Raw genomic sequence first — 17,755 nt, forward strand, 5'->3', positions numbered from 1 at the left:
TGCTTTTTCGAACCTAGGAGGACCATGCCCGACATCGCGCCGAAGCCCGGCCTCGTGCTGCTGGTCGTCTCGGCGGCCGCGTTCCTGGCCAGCCTGGACACGTTCATCGTCACGATCGCCTTCCCCGGCATCCGGGCGGCGTTCCCCGGCGACGACCTCGCCACGTTGTCGTGGGTGCTCAACGGCTACACGGTGCTGTTCGCCGCCTGCCTCGCCCCGGCCGGGCGGCTGGCCGACCGGTACGGCCGCAAGCGGCTGTTCCTCGTCGGCGTCGCGGTCTTCACGCTCGCCTCGGCCGCCTGCGCGGCCGCGCCGTCGATCCCCGCGCTGGTCGCCTTCCGCGCGGTGCAGGCGATCGGGGCCGCGCTCGTGATGCCGACGTCACTGGCGCTGCTGCTGACGGCGTTCCCGCCGCACCGGCGTCCGATGGCGGTCGGCGTCTGGGCGTCGGTGGGCGCGGCCGCCGCGGCGCTCGGCCCGCCGGTCGGCGGGCTGCTCGTGGAAGCGTCCTGGCGCTGGGTGTTCCTGGTGAACCTGCCGATCTGCGCGGTGACGCTGCTGGCCGGGCCGCGCGTGCTGCGCGAGTCGCGGGACACCGCCACCGGCGTCCCGGACGTCCTCGGCGCCGCCGGGCTGCTGGCCGGCGTCGGCGCGTTGGCGTATGCGCTGGTCGAAGCGTCCGACCACGGCTGGGGCGGGCGGCCGGTGCTGCTCGCGTTCGCGGTGGCCGTCGTCGCGCTGGCCTGGGTCCCGTGGCGCTCGGCCCGGCACCCGGTGCCGGTGCTGGACCTGCCGGCGCTGCGCGTCCCGACGTTGTGGCTGGCCTGCCTGACCACGGGCGTGTTCGCGGCCGGGTTCGCGGCGATGCTGTTCGGCAACGTGCTGTTCCTGACCTCGATCTGGCACGACTCGATCCTGGTGGCCGGGCTGTCCCTGGCCCCGGGACCGCTGATGGTGGTGCCGGTGTCGATCCTCGGCGGCCGGTTCGTGCACCGCTTCGGACCGGGCCCGGTGGTCGCCCTCGGCGGCGTCGCATTCGGGGCGGGCGCGCTGATCTGGTTGCTGCGCATGGGATCGGTGCCCGACTACGCGGGGGCGATGCTGCCCGGCCAGCTGCTGACGGGCATCGGCGTCGGGCTGATCCTGCCGAGCCTGTCGGGGGTGGTCGGCACGGTCCTGCCGGCGGCCCGCTGGGGCGCGGGCTCGTCGATGGTCAACACGGCCCGGCAGGTCGGCACGGTCCTGGGTACGGCCGTGCTGGTCGCGGTCTTCGCCGGAACGCCGGACCTGACGGACTTCCGCCGGGGCTGGCTGGTGGTCCTGGCCACCGCGGCGGCGACCGGCGCCGGCGGCCTGCTGATCGCCGCGCGCCGGCGCACTGACCACTATGTCGAGCCCCAAGCCTCGTCCAGCACTGCCAGCCCGGCGTCGATGCTCGCCAACGGGATCGAGCCGTAGCCGAGGACCACGCCCTGGCGCGGAAATCCCCCGCAGAGATCGGAAAGCGTCTGGACCGCCGCTCCGGCCCGGGCGGCGCGGGCGGCGATCGGTTCCAGGTTCGTGCCGTCCTCCGCCAGGGCGCACAGGTGCAGACCCGCCGCCGACGGCACCGGGGTCAGCCGGCCGGCGAACGTCTTTTCCAGGGTGGCCGTGATGCGCTCGTGGCGGTCCGCGTACACCTTCGTCGCCCGGCGGAGGTGGCGGGCGAACAGGCCTTCGTCGACGAACCGGGCCAGCGCGGCTTGCGCGGGCAGGTCGCCGTGCCAGCCGGACAGTTGCCGCGCGTGGTGCAGCGCGTCCCGCAGCGACGCCGGGGCGATCACGAAACCCAGGCGCAGCATGGGAAGCAACGTCTTCGAGAACGATCCGACGTAGGCCACCCGCCCGTCGCGGTCCAGGCTCTGCAACGGTTCCAGGGGCCGGTCGGAGAACCGGAACTCGCTGTCGTAATCGTCTTCGACGACGACCGCGCCGGCGCGGTCCGCCCACGCCAGCAGCGCCGTGCGCCGCGCGAGGGACATCGGCGTGCCGAGCGGGAACTGGTGCGACGGCGTGACGTACACCAGTTTCGTGCGCGGGGGCAGCGCGGCGACGTCGAGACCTTCGCCGTCGACCGGCACTCCGATGACCTCGGCGCCGTGCGAGGCGAAGAGCAGCTTCGCCATCCGGTAACCCGGCTCCTCGACGGCGACCCGGTCGCCGGGCTCGAGCAGCACGCGGCACAGCAGATCGAGGGCCTGCTGCGCGCCCTGGGTGACGAGCACGTCGTCGGCGCCGGCGCGCACCGAACGTGAGACGCCGACGTGCCGGGCGATCGCCGCGCGCAGCCCGGGGTGGCCGCCCGGCCCGGCGTAGTGCGCGAACCCGGCTGCGTCGCGCAGTTCCCGCGCGAGCAGCCGCCGCCAGGTCTCCAGGGGGAACAGCGCGGCGTCGGGGATGCCGACGCGGAAGTCGAACGCCGGTGCGGGCACCACCGCGGCGGCCGGGAGCGGCAGCGACCGCCACACCGCCTTGGGCTGCGGTCCCCGCGCCGAAGGGGCCTTGCGCGGCTTCGGCGCCGGGACTGCGGCGCAGACGTACGTGCCGGCACCGACGCGGCCGGCGAGGAAGCCGTCGGCGGTGAGGCGGTCGTAGGCGACCGCGACGGTGTTGCGCGAAACGGCCAGGCGCCGCGCCAGCTCCCGGGTCGGCGGCAGCCGCTCCCCCGCGCGCAGCCTGCCGTCGAGCACGGCGTCGCGCAGCTGCCGGTAGATCCGGAGGCTGAGGTCGCCGCGCCCGGCCAGGCTGACGTGGAAGTCCATCCCGCGACCTTATATTGGCCCAATCCACGAGGCCAGAATTGGATCTGGGATCGGGCCAAATCGGGCTCTAACGTACCTCCCATGACAGCGCTTCTCGAACGTCCGAAGACCCGGCGGGCCGGCCACCTGCTCGCCGCCGCCCAGCTGGCCGGCTCGCTCGGCGACGGCGCGTTCCTGACCTGCTCGGTGCTGTTCTTCACGCGGATCGCCGGGCTGACCCCGGCGCAGGTGGGGCTGGGGCTCACGCTCGGCTGGGCGGTCGGCTCGGTCGCGGGCGTGCCCCTCGGGCACCTCGCCGACCGCCACGGCGCCCGCGGTTCGGCGGTGCTGCTGGCCCTGGCCACGGCGACGTCGATCCTCGCCTTCCTCTTCGTGCGCTCACCGCTGGCGTTCACCCTCGCCGCGTGCCTCTACGGCAGCTGCCAGACCGGGCTCGCCGCCGCCCGGCAAGCACTGCTGGCCACGCTCGCCGATCCGGAGCGGCGGACGCGCATCCGGGCGCACCTGCAGTCCGCCGGCAACGCCGGGCTCGCCGTCGGCGCCGGGCTGGGCGGGCTCGCGCTCTCGGCCGACACAGCTTCGGCGTATCTGACGGTCTTCGTGCTCGACGCGGCGACGTTCGTGGTGACGGCCGCGCTGCTGCACGCACTCCCGGCGATCCCGCGCACGTCGTCCCCGCGCACCGGCGCGCCGAAGTCCGCCGTGCTGCGCGACCGGCCTTACGCGCTGGTGACGCTGCTCAACGCGATCCTGCTGCTGCGCATGCCGCTGCTGAGCGTCGCGATCCCGCTGTGGATCGTCGAACGCACCGCGGCGCCGGGCTGGACGGTGTCGGCGTTGTTCGTGCTCAACACGGTCGTGGTGGTGCTCTTGCAGGTCCGCGTCGCGGGGCGGCTGACGAGCCTCGGTTCGGCGGCGAGGATGGTCCACCGGTCCGGCGTGCTGCTCCTCGTCTCCTGCGTGGCGTTCGCGCTCTCGGCGCTGGGGACGTCGCCGGCGGTGGCGTTCGCGGTGCTCGTCGCCGGCGCACTGGTGCAGGTGCTCGGCGAGATGCTCCAGTCGGCGGGTTCGTGGGAGATCGGCTTCGCGCTGGCCCCGGCCGACAAGCAGGGCGAGTACCAGGGTTTCTTCGGCAGCGGGACGTCGGTGGCGCGCGCGATCGGCCCGGTCCTGCTGAGCACGGTGGTCGTCGGCTGGGGCTTCCCGGGGTGGCTGCTCATGGGCGCGGTGTTCCTGGCCGCGGGCCGGGCGATGGGCCCGGCGGTCCGCTGGGCGGCTGCTGCTCGCCCCACCGTCACCCGCTGACCCAAGCGCCCGAGGTGGCCTGGCTTCCGGCAGTCGCCGGGGGTCAGGACCGTCCGCAGTCGATCTGGCTCGCCACCGCGAACCCGCCCTTCGCGGCCGTCGCCGTGAAGCGGACGTACCGTGCCGGGCGGGGGCTGAACTTCGCGTGCTTCAGCGTCTTGTCCGCCGGCCAGCCGCCTCGGGCCGCCGGGGTGAAGCGGACGCCGTCGGTGCTCGTCTCGACCCGGAAGCCGGTCACGTTGCCGGTGGTGGCGTACTGGCCGGCCACCTCGTCCTGGCGGGGCAGGTAGGTGAGCATGTCGATGCCGGGCCGGACGGTCCCCAGGTCCAGGGTCACCGACTGCGGCAACTGCGCGGCGGATTGCCAGAGCGTCTGCTGGGCGCCGCCGTTGTAGTCGCTGTAGCCGTCGATCGCCTTGGCCGCCTCGCCGCTCGTGGCCGTCGCGGACACCGGGGCGACCGGGTGGGTCAGGGCCGGGCGTTGCCGCGGCAGCGGTGGCCGGGCGGGGTTCGGGCGCCACAGCGCGCCGACTTCGCGCAGCCGCTGGACGATGTTGTCGTCGAGCAGGCCGCGCGGGCCCGGCGGGCAGTTCAGGATGAACGTCGACCAGCGGGGTTCCAGCTCGGCGAGGTGCCGCCGCACGATGTCGTCCGCGGTCAGCAGCGATGTCGTGGGCGTGCTCGGGTGCCAGAACCAGCCGTTGGCGGCGATCGTCTGCCCCTGGCAGGCCGCGTACGTGTTGTCCGGCGCGGTCCACACGCCCTTCGGCTCCTCGTAGAACACGACGTCGGTGCCCCACGGTTCGGTGATCCCGGTCAGGCAGACGACCGCGCACCGCGGCTGCAGCGACCGGATGTGGTCGCGGATCTCGCCGTAGGACACCTCCCGCAACCCCATCTGCCACGACCAGCCGTCGATCACCAGCGCCGGGATCTCCCCGTAGCCGGTCAGCAGCTCGGTCAGCTGGCCCTTGACGAAGTCGAGGTCGGCCCGGCTGACCGAGCCCGCCGCGACGCCCTGCGTCCGGTCCCAGATGGAGAAGTACAAGGCGGGCACCAGGCCCCGGGAACGGAACGCGCGGACGTACTCGGCGACCACGTCGCGGCGGTGCGAGCTGTTCGCCACCGTGTAGCCGGTCAGCTTCGACGGCCACAGGCAGAAGCCGTCGTGGTGCTTGGTGGTCAGGACCCCGAAGGTCATCCCGGCCGCCTTGGCCGCGTCCGCCCACTGACCGCAGTCCAGCGCGGTGGGCGCGAACGTCTTCGGGTCCTGGCCCGGGTCCACCCATTCCGCGTCGTGGAAGGTGCCCATGTTGAAGTGCAGGAACATCCCGAACCGCAGGTTCACGAAGAACTCGGCCGGATCGTCCACGACGGACGCCTCGGCGAGCGCGGGCCACCCCAGCAGCATCGACGAGGCGGCGGCCGCTTTCAGCAGCCCACGACGGGAAAGTTCGGACACGGCGCGGATCCCTTCGGGAGCGGGTCGGGCGGCGAAACCGGCGACTGGAAGCGCTTTCTCAATCGCTGGGCCACCGGTGCGACACCGCACTATGGCCTCGCATTTCGTTGCGTGTCAATGGTTCCCCGGGTAACTACCACCACCGGCCGATCGTTCGATTCTTTCGGCGATTATTCTCCGACGACGGGGGCGGCCGCGAAAAGCGCCGGCGAGGGTCACCCCTCACCGGCGCGAAACGACGTGCTCCCGGTTACCCGGTCAGGCCGAAGAAGGCGATGGCGACGGCGGCCATGCCGGTCGTGGGCAGGCTGTGCCCGGCGCCCGGGATGCTGTAGGCCTCGACCCGGACGGTGCCGGAACCGTCGGCGTAGCGGCGCCGGTTCCAGTTGCTCTGCGGGGTGTCCGTGGACGTCGGCGTCTGGCTCAGGCCGAACACGTTGGTCCACTGCTCGATTTCCTCCTGCAGCAGCGAATAGGGCACGAGCGTGTCGGCGGTGCCGTGCCACAGCTGGACGCGCGGGCGGGTGCCGGTGTAGCCGGGGTAGGCCTGCCGCACCGCGTCACCCCACTGCTGGGGCGTGCGGTTCATGCTGCCGCCGGTGCACTTGCTGGTCCAGGGCGGGAAGTCGGCGGCGTTCGCGAAGCAGTTGAAGGGGACGCCCATGAAGGCCGCGCCCGCCTTGAACACGTCGGGGTAGAGGGCGAGCATCTCGTTGGTCATCATGCCGCCGGAAGACGAGCCGGTGGCGAACACGCGGTTCGGGTCGCCGCCGTAGCGTTGTTCGGCGTAGGTCACCATCGACACGATCGAAACCGGATCACTGCCGCCGCCGCGCCGCTTCGCCGCGTCGGACCAGGTGTCGAAGCAGTTCCCGAAGCCGGCCTGCTGCTGGGCGCTGGGGTAGATGACGAGGAACCCGTACCGGTTGGCCAGCGAGGCGAACTCGCTGCCGGAGTAGAAGCCGGGCCCCGAACCCCCGCAGCCGTGCATGGCGACCACGATCGCGGGATTGGCGGGCCGCGTGTCCGGGACGTAGATGTGCATGCGCATCCCGCCCGGGTTGTTCCCGAAGCCGGTCACTTCCACCAGCGACGCGGCCGCCGCCGGGGCCGGCACCACGGCTCCGGCGACGGCGATCAGCAGGGTGCTGGCGATTGTCACGAACGCCGTTCTGAATCCACTCATCGGTGACCTCCGGTCGGCGGTCCCCCTCGCGAATGAGGTTAGGCAGATCAACGACGGTCGTCAACAATTCATCAAATATTCTGCCACGGCGAAAGTTTCGAACTCCTTGAACCGTTCGGAACACTGGACAAAACATTGGCGATCGTCACAGAAACAGCGAACAGTCCTTCGCGGTAGGTTGACACGGCGGATCCGGCGAGGAGGTGGCGCATGCTCGAAGCGGCCGGCTGGGCGGAGGACGAGGGCGCGCCGGGCGTGCGGCCCGAGACCCTGCTGCTCACCCTGTTCGGCGACCACGTGCTGGATCGCGGGATCGCCGTGTCGACCGGTGGTGTCCTCGCCGCGCTCGGACGTCTCGGCGTCGGCGAGCACGCGACACGGGCGACGTTGAGCCGGATGAGCCGCCGCGACCTGCTCCGCACCGTCCGCCGGGGCCGTCAGGCGTTCCTGGGACTGACCGAGCACGGCACCGCCGTGCTGCGCGACGGGCAGCGCAAGCTCGACGGCGACATCGTCGACCGGCACTGGGACGGCCGGTGGACGCTGCTGACGTTCTCGGTGCCGGAGACCCGGCGCGCGGACCGGCACGCGCTGCGCACCCGGCTGGACTGGTTCGGTTTCGGGCTGCTGCGCAGCGGCCTGTGGGTCTCGACCTCGGCCGCCGACATCTCGCCCGCCCTGGCCCAACTCGACCTCCTCGAGCACGCCGAGGTGTTCCGCGCCGAACCGTTCATGTGGACCGATCCCGTGCGGATCGCGCGGGAAGCCTGGGACCTCCCCCGGATCGCGGCCGGCTACGAGCACTTCCTCCGCCGATGGACCGGCAGCGCCCACGACGAGCCCGGCGACGAACTGTCCCGGCGCATCCGGCTGGGCGCCGAATGGCTCCTGCTCATCCGCCACGACCCGGTCCTGCCGCCGGCGCTGCTGCCGCCGGACTGGCCGGGCACGCGCGCCGCGGCGTTGTTCCGCACCCTGCGCCACCAATGGACGCGCCCGGCCGAGGAGCTGGCCGGCGGACTCCTGGATTCCCTCGTCGAGGATTGAGGACGACGGCGGTTGCCACGTTGCATGCCACGTTGCAAACTGGGTACCCCGCCGTCCCGCTCCCCACCCACGGAGGTCAAAGGTGACCGACTTCGATCGACGCGACGTGCTGCGTGCCCTCACCGCGCTGGGGGTGACCGGCGTGACCGCGAGCCTGTTCGGCGGCACCGCCGAAGCGTCCGGCACGAGCCCGCTGGACCTGGAGTTCTCCGTCGCGGAGCGGTTCCGGCCGTTCGACCTGATCGCGCCGAAGTTCGTCCAGCTCGACTCCCCCGCCCGGCCCGGCACACTCGTCAAGACCGGCATCCGGCCGAAGGCGTCCTACGGGACGGTGACCGTGCAGGTGCTCGACGACCGCGCCCCCGTCGTCGCCGGGCTCGCCGGGAACGGGGTTTCCGTGCTCGGCACCTACGACGCCGTCGCGGGACAGGCCGGCATCGAGATCACCACGCCCGGCGGCACCACCGTGGTCAAGACCGCCCCGGCGGACCTGCGGGCACCGTTCGGTTTCGCCGTGGTGGTCAACGAGAACGCCGTCACGGTGCTGGCCGACCGGGGCACCGGCTGGCAGCCGCTGCTGACCGAGCGCGATCAGGTCCGCGCACGGATCGACCTGCGCGACCCCGCCGTGCTGGGCGGGCTGGGCTACGCCTACGGCAGCCGGGGGCCGGCGCGGCTGGGCCGGGTCCGGGCCGGTTACTTCGGCCAGGCCGGCGTCCGCGATCCCCACGTCGTGCAGTACGCCGACGGCCGGCCCTACATCCGCCACGGCAAGCTCTACCTGACCATGACCAACGCCGGTCTCGGGTTCTTCCAGCAGGCGCACTGGGCGGTGTGGACGCTCGACCTGGCCGACCCGACGAAGCTGGAGCAGGTGGGGACCCTGTTCTTCGCGCGCGACGGCGTCGTGCTCGGTGACCACGCCGGCCAGATCGTCCGCGACGACGAACACGACCGGTTCATCCTGCTGATGAGCTCCTGGGGCGACTTCGCCTTCAACGGCGTCCACGTGCGCCACGCCGTCACCCGCGCCGACGTGCTTTCCGGCGTGCACGTCCTGCCGACCGAACAACTGGCGCTGCCCACGACGGTCAGTTCGTGGGACCCGGCGCTGACGAAGATCGACGGCCGCTGGCACATCGCGTTCGTCGAAAGCCCGGCCCAGCAGCCGGCCTTCGTGTTCCACCCCGCGCTGGCGGCCGCGCCGCGCGGCGCCGACTACGACCACGGCCTGACGCTGCTGGGCGCCGACCTGTCGGTCGACCAGACCGAAGGCACCATCCTGCAGCGGGTGGGCGGCCGGTGGTACCTGTTCGCCAGCGACGGCGACGCCCGCGAATACCCGATCTACGACCTGCGGCTGCGCAAGCTCGGCACGCTGAACGCGCCCTACGGCACCAACATCCCGCACCCGATGCTCGTGCGGATCGGCCGCCGCTGGTGGCTGCCCACCTTCGACGGCACCCAGTACGCCGAGAACGTCCTCGGCTACGGCGGCCACGGCGACTTCATCCTGATGCGGAGCAGCTAGCGTCCGCGGACGGTCACTGGGCGGCCACGCGATCGCGCCGTGCGAGCGGCGGGAGACGGCGAGCCGCTTTCCCAGCCGGTGAAAGCCTCGGCCAAGGCGCTCGACGTTCGTCCCGAGGACCTGCACGCGCCCGACCTGAGCGGCGGGCGCGTGCAGGCGGCGGGGTCACCGGTTGGACGCGATGAAATACACGACGATGCCGATCAACGCGAGCACCTCGGTCAGCACGAACGTCGAGTAACCGATGGTCTGCAGTTTCCCGCGCGCTTCCGGCTGACGGGCGGTGCCATTGATGACGGCGGCGAAGATCAGGCCGACACCGATTCCCGGGCCGATCGCCCCCAATCCGTACCCGATGGCGGCGAGGCCGGGGTTGATGTTGGCGGCCTGGGCCAGAACTGTGTCACTCATGGAGATTCCCCTTCACATCGGTCCACGCGCACGCTCGCGTGGAACAGCGGCTCGTGCGTCACACCGGACATGGATCAGGACTGGGCGAAGGCACCGGAAATCGACGGCTGACATCGAAACGGGCGGATCTCGCCGGGCAGGGGCTCGACCGGGCGAGACTTCTCGGTAATCGAGTGGTCCGATCAGGACCAGGATATCACGCGAAACCGGACATCGCCGCGAAAGCGGACACGTGGATCCCCTGGCCTCCTTGACGTGCACGCAGACCCCTCGTAGCGCTCCGGCCGGCGGAGCAACCCGGAGGTCACCATTCTGCGTCCGTCCAGGCCTCGCCGCGACAAGGCGCCAAGGGGAAGCCTGGATCGAATCCCGGCGGACGCTCGACTTCATCGAGAAGTTCCCGGACGAGCTCGACGACCACGTCCCGGCGCAGTTCACGAAGCTCAGGTGGTGGCCTTTGCCGAGGCAGCCCGAGTGGTGCTTTCCGCATCGAGATGGCGCCGAAGGCCATCGGGTCCTGTTCACCGCCCGGGCAAAAGGCCGGCAATAAAGCCGGGCTGAACGGCGCACCCACGGATGCACCGATCACGGGAAAATGCCCGAATGGTGTTTGCGCGCCGATCACCGGGGACATCCGGCCGCTCGCCCGCGGTGTGTCCCGGCGCACCGCCCGGGGGTGCTACCGCAGCCGCCGGAGAGCCGCCGCCGGCGCTCTCTGCCGGGCCCAACCAGGGGCTCCACGAGCGCGACCGGGTCGATCACCGTGCATTCAGGGTGCAATGATCCGCTCGCCGGTCGCGCAGGTACCCCGGACGGATGCCGCCGGTCCCGGCCGTCCGCGGCGGCCCTACCAGCGAAGATCAGCAGCGCCGCCGGAGTGTTAGCACCACTATTAATGGTGGTGCTAACACCACCATCACCGGCGATGTCCGAATACATGTGAACTTCGACTGCCCACCAGGTGATACTACTCACGAGTTGGGCGTTTCACTGGTCCGAACGGAGGTACCTAAGCCACCAGCCCTCTGCCACTATCCACGCAAAATACATCTTCGGGTGGCTCGGTCGATAAGTATCGGGCTGCCCGAATCTGGGGGTCGATCGAAGTGCAAATCGAACTGCTAGGCGCCATGGAAATAAGAGCGAATGGGAGAATTTACCCGATACGCGCGAAGAAAGTGCGGACCTTGCTGGCGATGATGGCTCTGTCGCCGGGACGCCCGGTGTCCTACGAGCAGCTGGCGGACGAGCTCTGGGGCCCGCGGTCACTCGCCAACTCACGCAACGCACTGCAAGCAAATATCGCACGACTGCGGAGGCTTTTCAAGCCGATCACCGACGCGAGCGGGGAGGAGATCGTCCGGACGACCTACAGCGGCTACCAGCTGGAGGTCCCCGCCGATTCGATCGACTCGCACCGGTTCCTCGAACTCGCGCGGCGCGGCACCACCCTGGTCGGCTCCGCGCCGCAGGAAGCCACCGGGATCCTCCGGGAGGCGTTGGTGCAGTGGCGGGGGCCGGCCCTGATGGACGTGCAGGAGGGGGTGCGGTGCCGGGCCGCGGCCACGCACCTGAACGAGCGGCGGCTGGCCGTCCAGGAGGACCTGATCGCCGCGCGGCTGGCCGTGGGCCAGCAGCACGACATCATGCACGAACTGCGGCAGCTGGCCGGCGAGAACCCGGGACGGGAGCGGCTCAGCGAGTTGCTGATGCTCGCGCTCTACCGCACCGGCCAGCAAAGCGAGGCGCTGTCGGTGTTCCACCACACCAGCAAGTGGCTCGGCAATGAGCTCGGCCTTTCACCCGGCCGGGCGCTGCGGCAGCTGTACCAGGCCATCCTGGTCCAGGACTGCATGCTCGACTGATCCACACCGGATCCACACTGATCCGCACTTCACCCGCAACGCTCGATGGGACAGCAGGGACGGCGCGACCACCGGCCGTCCCTGTTTCCGTGTCCACGGACACCGCCCGGCTCATCCACCCTCCCCGTCGTGCCCGGTGGTCATGATCGACAAGCACGATCGTGGCGCACCGGGATGACCGACGGCTGACGGCTCACCGACGCCGGGCTTCGTCAGCGTTCGGTCAGAGGGCGGTCATCTCCCCTGGCTAGTTTCCGGCGAGGCCGAAGTTCGTCCGAAACCGGTACAGGAGTCGTCATGACAGCGGCAGTGTCCGAACGTAGGGAACAGATCCGCGCGATCGTTCGCGAGCACCTCGAACTCGAGGACAACGAGCTTTCCGAGACGAGCAGTTTCATCGAGGACCACGAAGCCGACTCGCTCACGCTGATGGACGTCCTCGCGGCGCTGGAGAAGGAGTTCGGCGTCACGATCGACCAGGCGCAGTTCCGGCGGATGGTCGATCTCAACAGCGCCTACGAGGTCGTCGCGGAATCCGCCGGCTGGTAAGGAAGATCCGATGAGCGAACAGTCCACCACACCCGGCAGACGGGTGGTGATCACCGGTTGCGGGGTGGTTTCCAGCCTCGGCACGGGCATCGAGGAGTTCACGGCCGCGCTCCGCGCCGGGCGCAGCAACGTCCGGCCCATCAGCGTCTTCGACACGACCGGCTTCGAGCACAACAACGGGTGCGAGGTCATCGGCTTCGAGCCGGAACGCTGGATCCACAACGTCGAAATCGACTCACTCGGCCGAGCCAGCCGGTTCTCGACCGCGGCCGCCCGGCTCGCGGTGGCGGACTCCGGCATCGACCTCGACGTGCTCCGGGACGCGCGCTGCCTGCTCTCGGTCGGCACGACCGACGGCGAGTCGCACGAGCTCGACAGCATGGTTTCGCTGGAGATCGCGGGCGGGCCGGAGGCGATGAGCCCGCGGCTGGCCCGGCGGACCTCGGCCGGCCGGCTCGCCACGTCGATCGCCCACGAGCTGCGGCTGTCCAATGTGGAGGTCGGCAGCATCGCGACGGCCTGCTCGGCGGGCAACTACGCGATCGGCCACTCGTTCGACGCCATCCGGCTGGGGGAAGCCGACTTCGCGTTGTGCGGCGGCGCGGACGCCGTCTGCCGCAAGACGTTCACCTCCTTCTACCGGCTGCGCAGCATCGCGCCGGACTTCTGCCGCCCGTTCGACAAGAACCGGATGGGCATCCTGACCGGCGAGGGCGCCGGCATCCTGATGCTGGAGAGCCTGGACTCGGCGCTCGCGCGCGGCGCCCGGATCTACGGCGAAGTGCTCGGCTACGGCCTTTCCTGCGACGCCCACCACCCGGTGGCCCCGCACCAGGGCGGCATCGCCCGGTGCATGGAGCTGGCGCTGGAGAACGCCGGCGTCAAGCCCGCGGAGGTCGACCTGATCTCGGCGCACGGAACCGGTACCCACGCCAACGACAAGACCGAAGCCGCGGCGATCCGCGAGCTGTTCGGCGAAGACACACCCCGCGTGGTGTCGATGAAGTCGATGCTCGGCCACTCGATGGGCGCGGCGAGCGCCCTGGCCGCCATCGGCTGCTCGGTCGCCATCACCGAAGGGTTCATCCCGCCGACGATCAACCACATCGAGACCGACCCCGAGTGCGCCGTCGACTGCGTGCCCAACGTGTCGATCGAGGCGGACCTGCGGATCGTGCAGAACAACGGCTGGGCCTTCGGCGGCAACAACTCGGTCGTGCTGATCGGCCGCTACGACGGTCCCAGGGAGGCGGTGGCATGAGCACCGGAACGCTGAACGCCCCGGTCATTTCCGCCTGGACGGCGATCTCGCCGTTCGGCCACGACCGGTCTTCCTTCGCCGACGGCGTCCGCACCCGGACGTCGCCGGTGTCCACCCTGGACCCGGAACGCTGGTCGCGGGGCCCCGGCGAGACGGCCTGCACCGTTCCCGGCTTCGAGCCGCGGGCGATCCTCGGTTCGAAGGGCACCCGGGCGATGAACCGGGTCAGCGGGCTCGCCGTCGTCGCGGCGAAGCACCTGCTCGCCGACATCGGCGTCGAGCCGGGTGACGAGCGCGACGACATCGGGTTCGTGCTGGGCACCACGACCGGCAGCGTGCAGAGCATGATGGACCTGACCCGCGCGTCGCTCACCGGCGACAAACCCGACCACGTCGAACCGGCCGCGGTACCCGGCTGCGTCATGAACTGCGCCGCCGGGCAGGCCGCGATCTGGCACGGGCTGAAGGGTCCGAACGCGACGATCGCCGCGGGCCGGACCACGGGCCCGCACGCCTTCAACTACGCCCGGCGGCTGCTGCGGACCGGCCGGGCGACCCGGGTGCTCTGCGGCGCCGCCGAGGAGTACTCGCCGGCACGGGCGTGGGTGGAGCACCACCGCCGCGGCGGGCCGGACCCGGTGGTGATCGGCGAGGGCTGCGCCATGTTCCTGCTCGAGCCCGCCGAACTGCGGCCCCCGGGCCGCCGGGTGCTCGGCACCCTGGAGGGGTTCGAGTCCCGGGTGTGCCTGGACGGTGACCTCGCCGGAACGGTTGCCGTGGCGGTGCGCGCGCTGCTGTCGGCCGCCGGGGTCGCCCCCGAGCAGGTGTGGGCCGCGACCGGCAGCGGCTTCACCGACTCGCGTGGCGAACCGGTCGAGACGGTGGCCCTGCGGCAGCTGTTCGGTGACGCGGCCGTCGACCGGGTCCCGTCCGCGGATCTCCTCGGTGACACGGCTTCGGCGAGCGCGATGTTCCAGCTCGCCGCCGTCCTCAGCGTCGCCGAATCGGCCGGGCGGTCCGGCGCCGACCACACGGTGGTCACCACCTGCGACGACGACGGCTCGGTCGCGTGCACGCTGCTGCGGCTCGGCGAGCCCGTCGGATGAGCGCGCCCAAGGTCGCGCTGATCAGCGGCGGTTCCCGGGGCATCGGCCGCGCGGTCGTGCTGAAACTCGCCGAAAGCGGCCACGACATCGCGTTCTGCTACCGCGCGGACGAGCAGTCCGCCGACGTGCTCACCAAGGAGGTGCACGACCTCGGGCGGCGCGCGGTCGCGACGAAGGTCGACGTCACCGACCGCGAAGCGACCGGCGAGTGGGTGGCCCGGACGGCCGCCGACCTCGGCGTCCCGGACACCGTGGTGACGTCGGCGGGCATCACCCGGGACGGCGCGTTCGTGACGATGACCGAGGAACGCTGGACGCAGGTGCTGCGCACCAACCTCGACGGCGTCTACAACGTCTGCCAGCCGGCGGTGTTCCTCATGCTCAAGCAGCGCCGCGGCAGCGTGGTCGCCCTGTCGTCGGTGTCCGGGGTGCACGGCAACCCGACCCAGGTCAACTACTCGGCGTCCAAGAGCGGCGTCATCGGCCTCGCCAAGGCGCTCGCCAAGGAGGTCGGCCGGTTCGGCATCCGGGTCAACGCGGTCGCGCCGGGCCTGATCGAAACCGACATGACCGCCCAGATGACCGACAAGGCCCGCGAGAAGCTGCGCGCGGCCGTCCCGCTGGGCCGGTTCGGCACGGCCGAGGAGGTCGCCGACCTGGTGGCCTACCTGGCCTCCGACCGCGCCGCCTACATCACCGGAAGCGTATTCGAAATCGACGGCGGTCTGGTCGTCTGAGGGGAGGCTCCGTCATGGAGTCCGAAAGCACCGATACTGTGTCGATTGATACCACGAGCCCGCGGTTCATCGCCCGGCTGAAGGCGGCCGCGCTCGGCTCGGCCGAGCACCCGTTCGTCTTCCTCGGCAACTTCGAGGTCGAGGAGCTGTGGGCCGCCGACGAGCTCGGCCTGCCGCGGGTGTCCGCCGCGGGCAGCACGGCGGTGGTCAACAGCATGGACGAGTTCGCGCTGCTGCTCGGCGGCAAGGGCGATCACGTCGTGCTGAAGCACGCGCCCGACCCGGACTACCACCGCTACCTGCTCGGCCTCGGCTTCGAGCTGCCGGAGATCCACGTCGTGGCGGCACCGGACCCGGCGCGCAACGTCAGCCAGGACGCGCTCGCCGACCCGGCGCTCGTCGCCGCGCTCGCCGAGCTGGCGACCGACGGCGCGCACCTGCTGCCGCACGGCGCGTCGGCCGTCGAAGAGGAACTTTCGGCCCGGACGGGCGTTCCCTTGGCCACCCCGCCCGCCGCGCTCTGCAAAGCCGTCAACAGCAAGGTCTACAGCAGACGGCTGGCCGACGAGCTCGGGCTGCGGCAGCCGCCCGGCTGGATCTGCGACACACCCGCCGAGCTGGCCGAGGCGGTGCCGCAAGCGGCCAAGGTGCTCGCCGACGGCGGCACGGTGGTGGTGAAGGAAGCGTTCGGCGTGTCGGGGAAGGGCATCGCCGTCGTCACGAGCGAACAGCGGCTGCTGCGCCTGCAGCGGATGATCGAGCGCTCCGCGCAGCGGGCCGGGCGCGACCGGCTCGCCCTGGTGACCGAGACCTGGGTCGAAAAGCGCGCCGACCTGAACTACCAGTTCACGGTGGGCCGCGACGGCTCGGTGCGGTTCGACTTCGTCAAGGAGGCGATCACCGAGAACGGTGTCCACAAGGGACACCGGATGCCCGCCCGGCTCGACGAGCTCCAGCACGAAGTGATCCGGCACGCGGCGAACGCGCTGGGCGCCCGGCTGGCCGCGGACGGCTACTACGGCGTCGTCGGCGTAGACGCGCTGGTCGAACCGGACGGCGGGATCTTCCCCGTGCTGGAGATCAACGCCCGCAACAACATGTCGACCTACCAGGTGCCGCTCCAGGAGCGGTTCGTGCCCGACGGCGCCGTCGCGATGGCCCGGCACTACCCGGTGCGCCTCGCCGCTCCCCTGCCGTTCGCGCGGCTGCGGGAGACGCTCGGGGACCTGCTGTTCTTCGGCTCCGGGAGCGGGCTGCTCGTCAACAACTTCGCCACGGTCAACGCCGGCGCCGGCCTCGCGGCCGCGGGCGAGGCGTTCGCCGGGCGCCTGTACGGCGTGCTCATCGGGCCATCGGTGGCGGACCTCGACGAACTGGACCACCGGATCACCGAGCGCCTCACCACGCTCGCCGCGGCGTGACCCACGCCCACCCATCGCCTCAGGAGGCTTCCAGCATGAGCACGAGCACGTCCGTCCCGGAGTTCGCCGTCGTCTCCGGGGCGCAGGTCCACGAAGTCCTCAGTGGACAGGAGAAACTGGTCATCGACCTGATCGAGTCGGCCTACCGCCTGCACGGCGAAGGCGACACGGTCAACCCGCCGTCCTACTTCCTGCGCTTCCCCGACCGGCCGTCGTCCCGGATCATCGCCCTGCCGGCGTCGATCGGCGGGGACATCGCGGTCGACGGGCTCAAGTGGATCTCGAGCTTTCCGGAGAACGTCGCGAGCGGGCTGCCCAGGGCCTCGGCGATCCTGGTCCTCAACGACCGGCAGACCGGCTATCCGCTGGCCTGCCTGGAAAGTTCCATCATCAGCGCCACCCGCACCGCCGCGTCGGCCGCGCTCGCCGCCGACTGGCTGACCCGGGACCGGGCCCGGCCCGCGCGCCTCGGCATCGTCGGCACCGGCCTGATCGCGCGCTACGTCCACGCGTACCTGGCCGCCGCCGGCTGGAGCTTCGACGACGTCGGTGTGTTCGACCTGAACCCGGCGCACGCCGAAGGGTTCAGCGGCTACCTGAGCGCGTCGGGGCAGCCGTCGGTCACCGTGCACGACACCGCGGAGGACCTGATCCGCGGGAGCGACCTGGTCGTGTTCGCGACCGTCGCCGGCGAACCGCACGTCCACGACCCGGCGTGGTTCGCGCACAACCCGCTGGTCCTGCACGTCTCGCTGCGCGACCTGGCCCCGGAAGTGATCCTCGCCGCGACCAACGTCGTCGACGACGTCGAGCACTGCCTCAAGGCGAACACGTCGGTGCACCTGGCCGAGCAGCGGACCGGCGGCCGGGACTTCCTGTCCGGGACCCTGCACGACGTGATGACCGGACGCGCCACCCTGCCCCGGGACCGGCCGCTGATCTTCTCGCCGTTCGGGCTCGGGGTGCTCGACCTCGCCGTCGGCAAGCACGTCTACGACCACCTGCGCGCTTCCGGCGACCTGCGGACCGTGGACGAGTTCTTCTTCGAACTCGACCGGTACGGCAAGCGATGA

16 protein-coding genes are annotated in these 17,755 nt (G+C 71.2%); 11 read left to right on the plus strand and 5 right to left on the minus strand.

Annotated elements, in window-relative coordinates:
* The first annotated feature begins 24 nt into the window (after positions 1-24).
* Positions 25-1,458, plus strand: coding sequence for an MFS transporter (locus tag AB0M80_RS36580; RefSeq protein ID WP_364574104.1), 1,434 nt, complete (start codon positions 25-27; stop codon positions 1,456-1,458).
* Here the strand turns inward: AB0M80_RS36580 and AB0M80_RS36585 are convergent.
* The gene (locus tag AB0M80_RS36585; RefSeq protein WP_364574106.1) at positions 1,386-2,801 is read right to left on the minus strand and encodes a PLP-dependent aminotransferase family protein; all 1,416 of its coding nucleotides are present in this window, start codon (positions 2,799-2,801) and stop codon (positions 1,386-1,388) included. The two genes, AB0M80_RS36580 and AB0M80_RS36585, sit on opposite strands and share 73 nt — an antisense overlap.
* Positions 2,802-2,882: 81 nt before the next feature.
* On the opposite strand from AB0M80_RS36585, the gene AB0M80_RS36590 reads away from it, so the two are divergent.
* The gene (locus AB0M80_RS36590; protein WP_364574108.1) at positions 2,883-4,106 is read left to right on the plus strand and encodes an MFS transporter; all 1,224 of its coding nucleotides are present in this window, start codon (positions 2,883-2,885) and stop codon (positions 4,104-4,106) included.
* 43 nt (positions 4,107-4,149) lie between these two features.
* Here the strand turns inward: AB0M80_RS36590 and AB0M80_RS36595 are convergent, their stop codons facing one another.
* Both AB0M80_RS36595 and AB0M80_RS36600 read right to left on the minus strand, forming a co-directional pair.
* The gene (locus AB0M80_RS36595; RefSeq protein ID WP_364574110.1) at positions 4,150-5,568 is read right to left on the minus strand and encodes an alpha-L-fucosidase; all 1,419 of its coding nucleotides are present in this window, start codon (positions 5,566-5,568) and stop codon (positions 4,150-4,152) included.
* 250 nt (positions 5,569-5,818) lie between these two features.
* On the minus strand, positions 5,819-6,754 hold the full coding sequence (locus AB0M80_RS36600) for a PHB depolymerase family esterase (protein ID WP_364574112.1): 936 nt from the start codon (positions 6,752-6,754) through the stop codon (positions 5,819-5,821).
* A 210-nt stretch (positions 6,755-6,964) separates the two neighbouring features.
* On the opposite strand from AB0M80_RS36600, the gene AB0M80_RS36605 reads away from it, so the two are divergent.
* Both AB0M80_RS36605 and AB0M80_RS36610 read left to right on the plus strand, forming a co-directional pair.
* Positions 6,965-7,801, plus strand: coding sequence for a PaaX family transcriptional regulator C-terminal domain-containing protein (locus AB0M80_RS36605; protein WP_364574114.1), 837 nt, complete (start codon positions 6,965-6,967; stop codon positions 7,799-7,801).
* Positions 7,802-7,883: 82 nt separating this feature from the next.
* Positions 7,884-9,332 (plus strand): hypothetical protein, encoded by a 1,449-nt coding sequence (locus AB0M80_RS36610; RefSeq protein WP_364574116.1) that lies wholly within the window; start codon positions 7,884-7,886, stop codon positions 9,330-9,332.
* Positions 9,333-9,497: 165 nt separating this feature from the next.
* Here AB0M80_RS36610 and AB0M80_RS36615 read toward each other — a convergent pair whose 3' ends face one another.
* Positions 9,498-9,743 carry an ATP F0F1 synthase subunit C gene (locus AB0M80_RS36615; RefSeq protein WP_364574117.1) on the minus strand — a complete coding sequence of 82 codons (246 nt, stop codon included), beginning with the start codon at positions 9,741-9,743 and terminating at the stop codon, positions 9,498-9,500.
* A 304-nt stretch (positions 9,744-10,047) separates the two neighbouring features.
* Positions 10,048-10,377 (minus strand): hypothetical protein, encoded by a 330-nt coding sequence (locus tag AB0M80_RS36620; protein ID WP_364574118.1) that lies wholly within the window; start codon positions 10,375-10,377, stop codon positions 10,048-10,050.
* A gap of 496 nt (positions 10,378-10,873) precedes the next feature.
* Between AB0M80_RS36620 and AB0M80_RS36625 the strand changes: the two genes are divergently transcribed.
* From AB0M80_RS36625 to sbnB, 7 genes are all read left to right on the plus strand, one after another.
* Positions 10,874-11,608: an AfsR/SARP family transcriptional regulator gene (locus tag AB0M80_RS36625; RefSeq protein ID WP_364574144.1), complete on the plus strand. Its 735-nt coding sequence runs from the start codon at positions 10,874-10,876 to the stop codon at positions 11,606-11,608.
* Positions 11,609-11,905: 297 nt separating this feature from the next.
* Complete coding sequence (locus AB0M80_RS36630; RefSeq protein WP_364574119.1) at positions 11,906-12,157, plus strand: acyl carrier protein; 252 nt, start codon at positions 11,906-11,908, stop codon at positions 12,155-12,157.
* A 10-nt stretch (positions 12,158-12,167) separates the two neighbouring features.
* The gene (locus AB0M80_RS36635; RefSeq protein ID WP_364574121.1) at positions 12,168-13,418 is read left to right on the plus strand and encodes a beta-ketoacyl-[acyl-carrier-protein] synthase family protein; all 1,251 of its coding nucleotides are present in this window, start codon (positions 12,168-12,170) and stop codon (positions 13,416-13,418) included.
* Positions 13,415-14,524: a beta-ketoacyl synthase N-terminal-like domain-containing protein gene (locus AB0M80_RS36640; protein WP_364574123.1), complete on the plus strand. Its 1,110-nt coding sequence runs from the start codon at positions 13,415-13,417 to the stop codon at positions 14,522-14,524. The genes AB0M80_RS36635 and AB0M80_RS36640 overlap by 4 nt, the downstream gene beginning before the upstream one ends.
* Positions 14,521-15,261 carry a 3-oxoacyl-[acyl-carrier-protein] reductase gene (gene fabG, locus AB0M80_RS36645; protein ID WP_364574125.1) on the plus strand — a complete coding sequence of 247 codons (741 nt, stop codon included), beginning with the start codon at positions 14,521-14,523 and terminating at the stop codon, positions 15,259-15,261. The genes AB0M80_RS36640 and fabG overlap by 4 nt, the downstream gene beginning before the upstream one ends.
* Before the next feature lie 14 nt (positions 15,262-15,275).
* Positions 15,276-16,682, plus strand: a complete 1,407-nt coding sequence (locus tag AB0M80_RS36650; RefSeq protein ID WP_364574127.1) for an ATP-grasp domain-containing protein — start codon at positions 15,276-15,278, stop codon at positions 16,680-16,682.
* Positions 16,683-16,717: 35 nt separating this feature from the next.
* Positions 16,718-17,755, plus strand: coding sequence for a 2,3-diaminopropionate biosynthesis protein SbnB (gene sbnB, locus AB0M80_RS36655; protein ID WP_364574129.1), 1,038 nt, complete (start codon positions 16,718-16,720; stop codon positions 17,753-17,755).

Source organism: Amycolatopsis sp. NPDC051045 (assembly GCF_040682955.1).
In the GTDB taxonomy this organism is placed as follows: Bacteria; Actinomycetota; Actinomycetes; order Mycobacteriales; family Pseudonocardiaceae; genus Amycolatopsis.